Annotated in this window: 12 protein-coding genes, 1 other RNA gene and 1 pseudogene; 4 read left to right on the top strand and 10 right to left on the bottom strand. The window is 40.7% G+C overall.

All coding sequences use genetic code 11. The features are described from left to right. Positions 1–7: 7 nt before the first annotated feature. The 3 genes from LC033_RS13035 to LC033_RS13045 all read right to left on the bottom strand — a co-directional run bounded on the left by LC033_RS13035 (position 8) and on the right by LC033_RS13045 (position 3,296). On the bottom strand, positions 8–1,444 hold the full coding sequence (locus tag LC033_RS13035) for a bifunctional 2-methylcitrate dehydratase/aconitate hydratase (RefSeq protein ID WP_226569108.1): 1,437 nt from the start codon (positions 1,442–1,444) through the stop codon (positions 8–10). A 2-nt stretch (positions 1,445–1,446) separates the two neighbouring features. Continuing rightward, entirely contained in the window at positions 1,447–2,589 is a 1,143-nt protein-coding gene (gene mmgD, locus LC033_RS13040) for a citrate synthase (RefSeq protein WP_226569110.1), read from the bottom strand. A gap of 167 nt (positions 2,590–2,756) precedes the next feature. Further along, positions 2,757–3,296 carry a DUF420 domain-containing protein gene (locus LC033_RS13045; RefSeq protein WP_226569112.1) on the bottom strand — a complete coding sequence of 180 codons (540 nt, stop codon included), beginning with the start codon at positions 3,294–3,296 and terminating at the stop codon, positions 2,757–2,759. Between the two features lie 204 nt (positions 3,297–3,500). Between LC033_RS13045 and LC033_RS13050 the strand changes: the two are divergent. Next, positions 3,501–4,002, top strand: a pseudogene (locus LC033_RS13050) (hypothetical protein). Between the two features lie 151 nt (positions 4,003–4,153). Here the strand turns inward: LC033_RS13050 and LC033_RS13055 are convergent. The 7 genes from LC033_RS13055 to LC033_RS13085 form a co-directional block, all read right to left on the bottom strand. After that, on the bottom strand, positions 4,154–4,945 hold the full coding sequence (locus tag LC033_RS13055) for a LysM peptidoglycan-binding and 3D domain-containing protein (RefSeq protein ID WP_226569114.1): 792 nt from the start codon (positions 4,943–4,945) through the stop codon (positions 4,154–4,156). A 284-nt stretch (positions 4,946–5,229) separates the two neighbouring features. Next, a complete protein-coding gene (locus LC033_RS13060) occupies positions 5,230–5,478 on the bottom strand; it encodes a hypothetical protein (RefSeq protein WP_226569116.1) in 249 nt (82 codons plus the stop codon). 326 nt (positions 5,479–5,804) lie between these two features. Beyond that, positions 5,805–5,990, bottom strand: a non-coding RNA gene (ssrS, locus tag LC033_RS13065) — 6S RNA. A 133-nt stretch (positions 5,991–6,123) separates the two neighbouring features. Beyond that, the gene (locus LC033_RS17340; RefSeq protein ID WP_226569118.1) at positions 6,124–6,315 is read right to left on the bottom strand and encodes a hypothetical protein; all 192 of its coding nucleotides are present in this window, start codon (positions 6,313–6,315) and stop codon (positions 6,124–6,126) included. A gap of 359 nt (positions 6,316–6,674) precedes the next feature. Beyond that, on the bottom strand, positions 6,675–7,016 hold the full coding sequence (locus LC033_RS13075) for a PH domain-containing protein (protein WP_226569120.1): 342 nt from the start codon (positions 7,014–7,016) through the stop codon (positions 6,675–6,677). A gap of 289 nt (positions 7,017–7,305) precedes the next feature. Then, positions 7,306–7,443, bottom strand: a complete 138-nt coding sequence (locus tag LC033_RS13080) for a DUF4025 domain-containing protein (protein ID WP_226569122.1) — start codon at positions 7,441–7,443, stop codon at positions 7,306–7,308. A gap of 49 nt (positions 7,444–7,492) precedes the next feature. Next, a complete protein-coding gene (locus LC033_RS13085) occupies positions 7,493–7,705 on the bottom strand; it encodes a DUF6501 family protein (protein ID WP_226569124.1) in 213 nt (70 codons plus the stop codon). Positions 7,706–7,918: 213 nt separating this feature from the next. Here LC033_RS13085 and LC033_RS13090 point away from each other — a divergent pair, with 213 nt between their 5' ends. From LC033_RS13090 to LC033_RS13100, 3 genes are all read left to right on the top strand, one after another. After that, on the top strand, positions 7,919–9,403 hold the full coding sequence (locus tag LC033_RS13090) for an aldehyde dehydrogenase family protein (RefSeq protein ID WP_226569125.1): 1,485 nt from the start codon (positions 7,919–7,921) through the stop codon (positions 9,401–9,403). Positions 9,404–9,745: 342 nt separating this feature from the next. Continuing rightward, the gene (locus LC033_RS13095; protein WP_226569127.1) at positions 9,746–11,623 is read left to right on the top strand and encodes a terpene cyclase/mutase family protein; all 1,878 of its coding nucleotides are present in this window, start codon (positions 9,746–9,748) and stop codon (positions 11,621–11,623) included. Continuing rightward, positions 11,616–12,437, top strand: a complete 822-nt coding sequence (locus LC033_RS13100; RefSeq protein ID WP_226569129.1) for a superoxide dismutase — start codon at positions 11,616–11,618, stop codon at positions 12,435–12,437. The genes LC033_RS13095 and LC033_RS13100 overlap by 8 nt, the downstream gene beginning before the upstream one ends. Positions 12,438–12,585: the final 148 nt, after the last annotated feature.

Raw genomic sequence — 12,585 nt, forward strand, 5'->3', positions numbered from 1 at the left:
TTCCCCCTTATATCACGAATAAGTCCATAAATGCTGGTACTGTCGTTGTTTTTAATTGATTTGGATTTTGACAAAGTGACACAATTTGATCTCTTTGTTTTTGTGGGAATCTTATTTTCAAATGATACGCCCATTTCTTTTCAAGCAGCGGAATGCCTTCCTGCCTTCTTCTGCGATGACCAAGCGGATACTCAATCTCTATCCTGTCTGTCATGGTCCCATCTTTAAAGAAGATTTGAACACAGTTTGCAATGGATCTCTTTTTCGGATCTAAATAGTCCTCTGTATAACGTTTATCTTCTTTGACAACCATTTGATCACGCAAACGATCAATGACCGGATTTTGCGCAATTTCTTCTTCATAATGATCAGCTGTAAGCTCACCATAGATTAGCCCAATGGCTGTAATATATTGTAAGCAATGATCACGGTCTGCTGGATTGTAAAGCGGCCCTTTCTTGTCAATAATCCGAATCGCTGATTCATGTGTGGTTATCTCCACCCGGTCGATTTCATCTAATCGATCTTTGACAGCGTCATGTAGCATCACGGCAGCCTCCGCGGCAGTTTGTGCATGAAATTCAGCAGGGTATGCAATCTTAAAGAGTACATTTTCTATGACATATGATCCAAGCGGCTGAGCGAGTGTGAGTGGTTTCCCCTTCATTAACACATCTTCAAATCCCCACTTTTCTGCACTTAGCGGCGTTTGATACCCCATTTCCCCCTTCAATGTCATCATCGCCAGTCTTACCGCGCGGCTTGTTGCATCACCTGCTGCCCATGATTTCCTTGATCCTGTGTTCGGGGCATGACGATACGTTCTAAGCGGGGAATTATCAACAAAGGCTTGTGATATAACATGCTGCACTTCTTCCTTCGTTCCGCCAAGCATGGCGCAAACCACTGCACTTGAAGCCACCTTGACAAATAGAACATGATCCAAGCCATTTCGATTCAGACAATTTTTTAAAGCAAGCACACCTTGTATTTCATGTGCCTTCACAATCGCATGCAGTACGTCATTCATCGTGAGCGGCTCTTCTCCGTTTGCAAGCCTCGTTCTGCTTATATAATCACTTACAGCTAATATCCCGCCAAGGTTATCAGACGGATGGCCCCACTCCTGCGCAAGCCACGTGTCATTATAATCTAGCCAGCGAATCATACATCCTATATTAAAAGCCGCTTGAACTGGATCTAACACAAACGAAGTGCCAGGCACTCTTGCCCCGTTCGGCACGACTGTTCCAGGTACGATTGGTCCAAGGTGCTTCGTGCATTCTGGGAAATTCAGCGCCAGCATTCCGCAGCCGAGCGTGTCCATGAGTACATATCGTGCTGTTTCAATTGCCTCTTTGCTCGTAATGTCTCCGTCTACGGCATAGGCTGCGATTTCTTCTAAGAGCTGATCCGTTTGATTGGCTACTGCTGTTTTCTTCATGTTCATTCCCCCGTTTTTCCATCATCATTTAAGAGTTTTAATCCTCTTGGCCCTAAATACCGAACTCTCGGTCTAAAAATACGATTGTGCAAATGTTGCTCAATCACATGGGCAGCTAATCCGCTTGCTCTCGCAGCAAAGAAAATCGGTGTGTAAAGTGAAATAGGAACCCCAAGCACGTAATATATAGGTGCCGCATAATAATCAAGATTCGGATAGAGATTTTTCTTCTCTTTCATGTATGCCTCACCTGCTACACACATGTCATACAGCGTTGTATCTCCTTTTGATTCCGTAAGCGTTTTTAACGATCGTTTTAAAAGAGCAGCTCTCGGGTCCATTTTTCTCATGTATACCCGGTGGCCAAAGCCCATCATTTTTTCTTTTGCGGCTAATTTTCGTTCAATGAGTGCAAGAAAACCTTCTGTCGTTTTTCCTTCGAGAAGCATGTGCATGACTGCTTCATTCGCTCCCCCGTGTAAATCCCCTTTTAATGAGGAAATCGCTCCAGTAAAAGCGCCGTACATATCAGAATGCGTGGAAGCAATAACTCTGGCAGCGAACGTCGAATTCGGCAGCTCATGCTCACTATATAGCGTGAGCGTTTGGTCAAAAGCGGTGATTTCGTCTTGTGTCGGAGTGCGGCCAGTGAGCATAGCTAAAAAGTTTTCAGTGTAGGATTTGGTCTGATCTGGAGAAATGGTGGCATCTTTTCCGAGAATATGATAGCTTCCAGCAACAATGGCTGGCAGCTGGCTTAGTAATCGAACTGCACGCAATTTTTGGCACGCTTCTGTTCGATTATGCAATGCTTCATCGTACCCTGCAAGAGCAGATAAGCAAGTTCTCATGGCATCCATCGGGTGAGTGGTTTTTGGCAGCTTTGTCAAAATGGTTTGAATGGTTGGATGTAAGTTTGTTTGTGAGGAAATGTCTTGCTTGAATTGGTGATATTCCATTGCATCTGGTAATCTTCCATAAATGAGCAGATAGGCTGTTTCTAGGTATGTCTTGTTTTGTGCCAACTCAATGAGGTCATAACCACGAATCACAATTTCTTCTTGCTGCACATCTAAGTACGAAATTGACGTTTCGCTTGCCACAATGTCTTCAAGCCCCGGTTTATACTGCAATTGTTCAGTCATCATATAACCCCCGTTTCGTTCAATTGTTGTTCTCCAAACGAGCAAACGGCCAGAAATGATGTGATTCTATGATGGGAAGATACCGTGCAAGTCGGATACCCAATTTCCATTTTATCCAAAGCACTTCATCTTGTAAATAAAAGAACGTATGTCCAGTTGGACATACGTTAGCTGTAGTATGGAGAAATCATGATATACACAATGACGCCAGTTAGACTGACATAGAGCCAAAGCGGCATTGTCCAGCGGGCAATTTTACGATGACGCTCGACTTGCATCTGTGCGCCTCTAAATAGTGTAATTAGTGCAAGCGGTACAATGACGGCAGATAACACGATATGTGTGATTAAAATAAAAAAGTAGATCGGGCGAATGATCCCTTCTCCCCCGAAGTGTGTATCAGCTGCCATTGAATGATACGTCACATACGAAATTAAAAAGACAAGTGTTGTTGAAAAAGCGGCAAAGATAAATCGTCTATGCGCTTTAATGTTCTTTTGTTTAATCATAATGAGCGCTGACAGTAAAAAGATAAACGTAAAGCTGTTCATCACGGCATTCAATAATGGCAGAAATGTAATATCCAGATGAGCAAATTTATCTGTTTTTGGCATGAAAAATAATAAAGCAATTAATCCGTTTATGGCAATTGTTAAGAAGACAACAATGCCGGTAAAATTTTTCGTTTTTTGATTCTGTTCGTTCATGTTTGAAAACCTCTCTTTATTAGTTCCGACTAAGAGTATGTTATTTAACTTTCTCTATAAAGTCAATGAATTCACTATCTTCGTCGAATTTTAGACAAACTTGCCCATTGTCAGCCTTCTAGTGACTTGAAAGATCCAGCCACTTCCTTTAAAATGGGAATTTGTGTGGTTTTTATGATCGATTCTAAGAAAGGGGCAATGGACTTGTCAATCTTACAAGAAACAACCAAAGATGTGAAGACATTAGAGCAAGAATTACAGCAATTGCAGTTCCAAATGTATCGGATGCAAGAAAATATGATAGATATTTTGCGAAAAGATCATTGGAATTGATCAATCCAAAGAAGATGAGTGGATGATCGTCTCCACCATTGAAATTGCTGATACATGTAAGATCATGTTAAGCGATTGTGAAAAAGCTTTTCGCGGACAATCTGATTTTTCCTTAATTGCTGAATATCCTGAAGAAGGAAAGATTCATATCGCCGATATTAAAGGCCCGCCAGATAATGGTTACGGCTCAATATGTAAGGTGCATTTAAAAGAAATCGCAAGAGATCAGAACATTCCAGTGATTACTGGTGATCTCGTCAAAAGAGACTGGAATCACGTCGATCTCTTGATTCATTTTTATGAAAAACACCATTTTGATGTTCAAATCAATTGGAAAGAACAGAATGGAGAAATTTATTGGGTGGACAGCTAACAACGAAAACCAACGTTTATCATGACGTATACGCTGGTTTTTGTCGAAAATACAATTTTTTCAGAAAAATATGTGTTTTTTTGACCAAAAAAGGGTACAATAAAAGCATCAGGCCGCCACCTGATGCTTTCTTCCAAAAAACAGTAGATTACTAGTTAAATACTTTCACTTTGACTGATTTTACGCCCCAATTTTTTGCTTGGGATTTGCTTGGTAGGTGTACATCAATTTTGTTACCTTTAATTGCGCCGCCAGTATCTGCTGCTATGGCTTCACCGTAGCCTTCAACATAAACCTTACTTCCTAATGGAATGACATTAGGATCTACTGCAATGACTTTTGCATTCGGGTTTTTGTTTAAGTTTACCCCTGTTGCAGTGATACCTGAGATACCACCATCATTTGCTGTATAAGCCGTAGCCGTTACAGTCATTTCTTTTTGTACACTTTGAATAGCAGAAGATGATTCTGCTTTAGCTGTTACCTTCTTAGGAGCAGCTTTTTTCTTTGTTTGCTCTTTTTGGACAGGTTCCTGTTTTTGAACAGGCTCTGAGCTTACCGGAGCAGAGCTTTGACCAGCAACACTTAGTGTTGAACCAATCATTATTATATCTGAGTTTAAGTTATTCCAAGACTTAAGATCGCTAATTGAGACATTGAATTTTTGAGCTATTTTCCAGAGGCTGTCCCCCTTCTGGACTTTGTACTGCTCCTGAGCTTTCTCTTTTGAAGAGATTGTCAATTTATCACCTACGTAGATCATGTCTGTAGATAAATTGTTCCAACCTTTTAGGTCCTTAAGAGACACATCATTTTTCTGTGAAATACCCCAAAGTGTATCACCTTTTTGTACAGTGATTTCCTTTGCAGAAGCTTGCTGCGTTCCGATTGCTGTTGATGAGATTGCTGCAACCGCAACCAAGGACATAATAGTCTTCTTCATAAAGTAAATCCTCCCTTGTTAGCTTTTTATGGCGGCTAACGAGTGCTATCGTAACATATGTAAATGTCATTTCAATAACAAAACGATATGTTTTAGATTACAGTTCCTTTACATGAAACATCTCTCTCCTTTGGTAAATCAGACTACTAAACAGCCCAATCCCTTGTCACATCAAGGTTTTAAAAGGATGGAAAACACCCTAATGAAAATGTGTCTAAGCGCAGCAAAAAAATATTTTTCCTCTCTTTATTTTTTCTCTTTTTCTATAAATAAACGAATTTCTTCTAAGAAAACATCCACGGATTTCTCTCTTTTTTGTTCTCCGACACCCTTAATATTGAAAATTTCTTCTTCCGTTTTAGGCTCCATTGCTTTAATGTTTGATCAGAAATTACAACAAATGCGGAACGCCCTGCTCTTTCGCTAAATTCATTTCTCACCACTCTCAACTGCTCAATGGCCTCTGGCTTGATCGCCTGCTTTTTATATACAGCCTCTTGTCCAACTAGCACTTTCTTTAATTGTCGTTTCATTCAACCATATGTCGGAAGCCTGTCAAAACGAAGCTCAAGCACTTTTTTTGTTTTTAGAGCCTGCCAGTACTAGGAAATTATCATTTTACCAAATCGTTCGTTGCAGACACTGCTGCGTTCCTTCCAATCGATTCAATGGCTTGTTTCTGTCCTCGCCTAAAGCCATCAAAGCCATTTCTGCTTGTTCTAACATCCCATTCCCTCTCCGTCATTTGTTTTGTCTATTTTAACATGCATTCGTGCATTCACATTAGGTCTGTTCAATTTCGTAGATTGGGCAAAATAAAAAGCCATTTCCCAAAATGGAAAATGGCTTGAATCATCCTAGAAAAGCTGCGGATGCCGTAATCTAAGTAAGAAAGTTTTAAACCACCACTCCTCAAAGTGGGTGTTTGCAGAAACGTTCCTGTCTTCCTCTCAAAGGAGGCTTGACATTCCAGCTTCGATATAAAACTCCCTATTACAGCTTAAAGGTTAAAACTTCATTAATATTACGCGCATCGCAACCTTTGTACTATACTACACGAAAGTTTATTAAATTTCAAGATATGTTTTTTCTATAAAATGCTCATGTATACTAAGAAATTTGTCCATTCATAAACAAGAAAACATTATTCTGAAAAAATTTAACTTCCTCTCATCATACTATTTCTCCTTATCTAAATCAACACCCTGCTCTTCCTCCAATCTTTCGTACGTATCTGAATGCATCTGATATATTGTTTCTCTATTTGTTAAATCACGTATTTGATCGGAGAATGATCGATCGAATTCATTCGGCTCTTGATCGGTTTCTTCGTTTTTCTTTAACGTATATACGGTGCTGCTTTTATACATTCATATGGTATGTCTTGTCCTGTTTTCTCACATATCCCATATGTGCCGCACTAATTTCACCTTCAAGCTGATCCTTGATCCAGCGTTTGTTCTGTCATGCGGTCTAGATAAATGCTCCCGTGATCACCGATATGATTCCCAACACCGTTTGGACTCTTCTTTCTTTTTTGATCCTTTGACATCCTTTTTTAATTAAAGCGGCCATCCTTTTTTTAAAAATTGCGAATGACAAGTCTTCCTGGCAGACAGAAAAAAGCCTTTCCTCTTCTATAATAGGAAAAGCTCAAGAATGTGCGATGTATGAAAATAAGAACGAAAAATAAGAAAAGTGCATGTGATTTATGTAATCGCAAAGTTAATCAGCATAGATGTTTTGTTAAAATGGCTTGCACATCGCTCAAATCTGTATCTTTAGAAAAATCGAGTTCAAATACTTTTGAGCTTGTGACAAGCAGCATACCTGTATCCTGATCAAACACGCCAGCTTCTTGAATAGCAAAAATTTCAATTGATCGATACGGCAAGGAGACTCTGACTTTCTTTTTAGAAAATACGCGGTTATCGCCAAAGATCAGTCGTTTATTGGTGAAACAAATTTGGTCGTGACGCAGTCTGTAAACAGCCTCAATCCTCTCACCTTCAATTAATAAGGATTCGAATTTTTTATGATCATTTTGTTTACTGATAGAAAAAATACCCATGCAAATCCCCTCTTCCTGCATCAAATTCCTTTATGACAAAACGGCCACACCGCTCTGTGGGTACGTTTTATTCTCACTTATAGACTACGCTATAAATGATCGTTATTCCATTACGAATAGATTAAATTTCATTTACCTTTTTCTTTTGGATTCGATGCTCTTTCATCTACTTATTTAGACTGTTAAAACAGGAAAAAAGTTTCAGTTCTTTTCAAGAAAAATGGTTGATCATCCTATTATAATCACCCATAAAAAAACAGTGATTGTTCAAAATCACTGTTTTAGATGGCTATTCATCTTTTGGGGTATCAATCGTGCCCTCGGCATACACATCAGAAATCTGCTCAAGCGTGATCGCCATATCAGCGTCTTCGTTATCATGCCAAGCATTTTTATTTTTCTGCTCATCTGGTTGCTGTTTTTTCATCATCATCACCCTTTACTGTTTTTCTTAGTATGAGTGATGATCATTAAAATCATTCAGCAGATAAATCTTCGAAATACTCTTTGTAATACCCGCCTACTTTACCGGTATTATCAACCACAAAGAGGAATTCCTCTGTTTCATTTTTCACTTCATATGTGTTTCCAACCGTTAGAGTGCGGTTGACCATATATTTTTTTGCGTTCGTATGTACACATTTTACTTGTTTTAACGTTTTATCCGTTTGCCTGTTTAGATGGATCATGATATAAAAACTCCTTTTTTCATCTATATATTTATTGTAGCCAATTTTTTGTGAAATGCAATGAGTGTTATGGATTGCTTTCAAACATATCGTGTAATAAGATAAATATATACGTTTACATATGTGGCGTATAAAGATTCAATTGCTTCACGTCCACTTTTTCCACCTAGAACTCGCAGAACAACCTATATCTTTAAGGAGGTTTGTTTATTTATGAGCTCTACAACACTTCAAATCAGTTCAAAACTCGAATCTTTTCTCCAAGGGACAAAAAAACTCTACATTAACGGTCAATTTGTTACAAGTCACGATAACAAAACTTTTTCTACTCCTAACCCAGCTACAGGAGAAACCCTTATCGAAGTATATGAAGCGGGTGCGAAAGACATTGATGAGGCAGTGAAAGCTGCTAAAAAAGCCTTTCATGGTCCTTGGCGCTCTAAGTCTGCCGCTGAACGCGCCCGCCTGATGTTTAAGCTTGCAGATTTAATGGAAGAAAACCAAGAAGAGCTTGCTCAGCTTGAAACACTAGATAACGGAAAACCGATTAATGAAACAACGAATGCCGATATTCCTCTCGCCATTGAGCACATGCGATATTACGCGGGCTGGACTACGAAAATGACTGGACAAACCATTCCTGTCAGTCAGGGATATTTTAATTATACCCGGCATGAGCCTGTTGGTGTTGTGGGACAAATCATTCCTTGGAACTTCCCCCTTCTCATGGCGATGTGGAAAATGGGTGCTGCACTAGCTACAGGGTGCACCATTGTTTTAAAGCCGGCTGAACAAACACCACTCTCCGCTCTTTACTTAGCTGATCTAGTGAATCAGGCTGGATTCCCAGAAGGCGTTATTAACATCGTGCCTGGATTCGGTGAAACAGCCGGGGAAGCATTAACCGATCACCCGGATGTCAACAAACTAGCCTTCACAGGGTCAACAAGTGTTGGGAAATTAATTATGGAGAAAGCGGCTAAATCCATTAAGCGTGTCACACTAGAACTTGGCGGAAAATCGCCAAATATTATTTTACCAGATGCTGATTTAAAGAAAGCCATTCCAGGTGCTTTAAATGGCGTTATGTTTAACCAAGGCCAGGTGTGCTGTGCAGGATCGAGAGTCTTTGTTCACCGAAGCCAATACGATGAAGTGGTCGATCAAATGGCGAAATATGCGACATCATTAAAGCAAGGCGCTGGTCTTCATCAGGATACTCAAATCGGACCTCTTGTCAGTAAGGAGCAGCAAGAACTTGTGTTAGGCTATATCAAAAAAGGTAAATCAGAGGGGGCAACAGCCGTTGTCGGCGGCGATTGCCCTTATGAGGCCGGCTATTTCGTCTCCCCTACTGTTTTTAAAGATGTAGAGGATGAGATGACAATCGCTAAGGAAGAGATTTTCGGACCTGTACTATCTGCTATTCCTTACGATTCCATTGATGAAGTTGTCGAACGGGCCAATCAATCTGATTACGGATTAGCTGCGGGACTATGGACAGAAAATCTAAAGCATGCCCATGATATCGCTGCACGTCTTGAAGCAGGGACGATTTGGGTCAACTGCTATAATGTCTTTGATGCCGCCTCCCCGTTTGGCGGATATAAACAGTCAGGGCTTGGCAGAGAAATGGGATCATACGCCCTGAACAACTATACAGAAGTCAAAAGTGTGTGGATCAATCTACAAGACTAATGCTGCAAAGAAAGCCGATGACGATGGACTGACTCCATAAAGTGAGACAAATAAAAACACCTTTAAGTTGAACATCGGGTATAGCATACCTGAAAACAATTTGGAGGTGTTTTTGTATGAAAAAAAGAGTTAATTACCCCATCAACATAAAAGGTAGAGGCTAATCGAATGAAATTAGCTCGGACTTCGACAAAAGAGTTACAACAACTGACTGTGTAATAAAGGTATTTTGAACCCTGTCTCAAAAATGGTGGTCAGTCCCCGATGTTATTGGCTTTTTTGTTATGGCATGTGACAGGCAGGCTTCTGAATATAGTGGTAAAGGAAAGGAGAAAGGCCGAAATGCAGGATTTCACAACGAGAGTAAACGAGTATATTGAACAATTACACATCCAAGTAGAACGCAGGCAAAGAGAAGATGGCGCCTTTATTTTCTGCTTTGAAGGCCCCATGATGACAAATGCATTTTTTATTATGCTGTTAAAGGCCGTCGGCGATCCTGATCAGGCATTGATCCATCAATTGGCAGAAGCTATTCGCGCGAAGCAACATGAGGATGGTTCCTTTTCCTTGTATCACGATCAAACGGGACATGTAACAGCAACAGTGCAAGGTTATTGCGGGATGCTCGCTTCTGGCAGATTCCAAAAAGACGAACCTCATATGGAAAAAGCAGCACAATATATTCGATCAAAAGGTGGATTAAAAAACGTTCATTTTATGACAAAGTGGATGCTCGCCGTCAATGGCATGCACCCTTGGCCCTACTTCTATGCACCACTTTCTTTTTTACTCATCCCTACGTCCTTTCCGCTCCACTTCTATCACCTTAGTGCGTATGCAAGAATTCATTTTGTCCCAATGATGATTGCACTGAACAAGCGGTATACCTCTCATACAAAATTTCCATCCTTAGCACATCTCGATGCCCACATGTCTCAAAATCCATTTGACTGGTTTATGGCGAGAGAAGAACGTTCAACTCATCACTTTCTAACGTTTATGCGATCATATGTCGCCTTAGATAGCCGTCTAGACTTTTTCGGGTATGAAGCGGCAAAACGATATATGTTTGATCGTCTTGAAAAAGATGGCACACTATACAGCTACTTAAGTGCGACAATCTTTATGGTCTATGCGTTGATGAGCCTTGGTTACTCCCCGGGACATCATCTCATCCAAAAGGCGGTCAAAGGCATGAAAAAGCTCGTCACCTACTGTCAAGGCGAGATGTATGCTGAGAATTCCACATCCACTGTTTGGGATACAGCGCTTGTCAGCTATGCTTCTCAAAAAGCAGGCAGAAAACGAGAAGATCCCGTTATCACAAAGTCGTTCACATACTTGCTGAATCGGCAGCAAATGAAGAAAGCGGATTGGGCGATTCATAACCGGCATGCCGCTCCGGGTGGCTTTGGTTTTTCACATATTAATACGAATAATCCTGATTGTGATGATACCCAAATTGTGTTAAAAGCAATCCCTAAACCATACGCTCAGGTTCAATGGAAGCGAGGATTTGAGTGGCTTCTTTCCATGCAAAACCGTGATGGCGGCTTTTCTGCTTTTGAAAAAAATCAGGATCACTTTTTGCTTCGTCATCTTCCGCTTGAATCTGCAGAGGATGCGGCCATTGATCCATCTACTCCCGATATTACAGGCCGCGTGCTTCATCTAATTGGTGTAGAGGAGAAAAACACTGATTCTCCATCTATTGTCAGGCAAAAAGATCGATGTGTGAAATGGCTCCTTGACCATCAAGAGAAAAACGGATCATGGTTTGGCAGATGGGGCGTTTGTTATATTTATGGAACCTGGGCAGCGTTAACAGGACTCAAAGCTGCTGGCATCCCTTACTCGCACCCTGCCGTTCAAAAAGCGTGCCGTTTCTTAAAACAGATTCAACGAGAGGATGGCAGCTTCGGAGAATCATGCAAAAGTGCAGAGGTGAAAACTTATGTGCCTCTATCGTTTGGTACAGTTGTTCAAACCGCTTGGGCAGCAGAGGCCCTCCTGCAATATGAGAAGCCAGATGACAAAGCGATTTTAAAAGCCATCGCATTTTTAGTAAATCATCAGCATACGGAAGAAGCCTTGCACTATCCAGTAGGCATTGGACTTCCAAAGCAATTTTACATCACATACCATAGCTATCCATTCGTGTTTCCGATGATGGCTTGTTCCACATTTTTAGAAGAAATGAGGCGTATGAATGAATAAGGAAGAATATCGGGTGCAGCTCAAAGATTGGGTTACTTCTATTCAAAACGTGTCTCAAGATGAAAAACTCCGCCGGAAAGCAGAAAATTTATTGTTAAAAATGGATGATGACCGTTCAAGTGAACAAGAGTGGTACGAACTAGCCGAAAGTATTGCAGATGATATGAAAGAACATGAAGCATTGCGAGATGTAGCAGCTGGAGGTCACAAATTGCCTCCCCTCCCTTATCGGTATGAAGCACTAGAACCTTATATTTCAAAAGAGATTATGTATTTGCACCATCAAAAGCATCATCAATCATATGTCGATGGTCTGAATGAAGCTGAGCTTGCGTTAAAAAAAGCAAGAAGAACGAATGATTTTAAGATGATCAAGCATTGGGAACGTGAACTTGCCTTTCATGGAGCGGGACATTATTTACATTGTATCTTTTGGTTTTCCATGGGTCCTTCAGGAAAAAGAAAGCCTACTGGTCAATTGCTCCGTCTCATTGAGCATTCGTTTGACAGCTATGAGGCGTTCAAATCACATTTTTCAGCAGCTGCCAAACAAGTAGAAGGTGTCGGGTGGGCGATCCTTGTATGGGCGCCACGGTCACAGCGTTTAGAAATTTTACAGGCAGAACGCCATCAATTTTTATCGCAATGGGATGTCATTCCTCTTCTTGCCCTTGATGTATGGGAGCATGCATACTATTTACAGTATCGAAATGAAAAGGCACAATATGTAGACTTGTGGTGGAATGTAGTCGACTGGCGTGAACCGGAAGCAAGACTAAAGCAATCTCAACAAGTCAAATGGACACCTTTTTGAGAACATACTCCATCTAGGCAAATGCCTATGTGAAGTGCACCCCAAATATTAGACACAGTCTAACATTTGGAGGTGCTTTTCTTTGGCTAAATTTACAATTGAAGATAAAATCAAAGCGGTAAAACGATACCTCATTGACCGTGAGAGC

It is taken from the genome of Bacillus stratosphericus (genome assembly GCF_020524495.1).
Classification (GTDB): Bacteria; Bacillota; Bacilli; order Bacillales; family Bacillaceae; genus Bacillus; species Bacillus stratosphericus_B.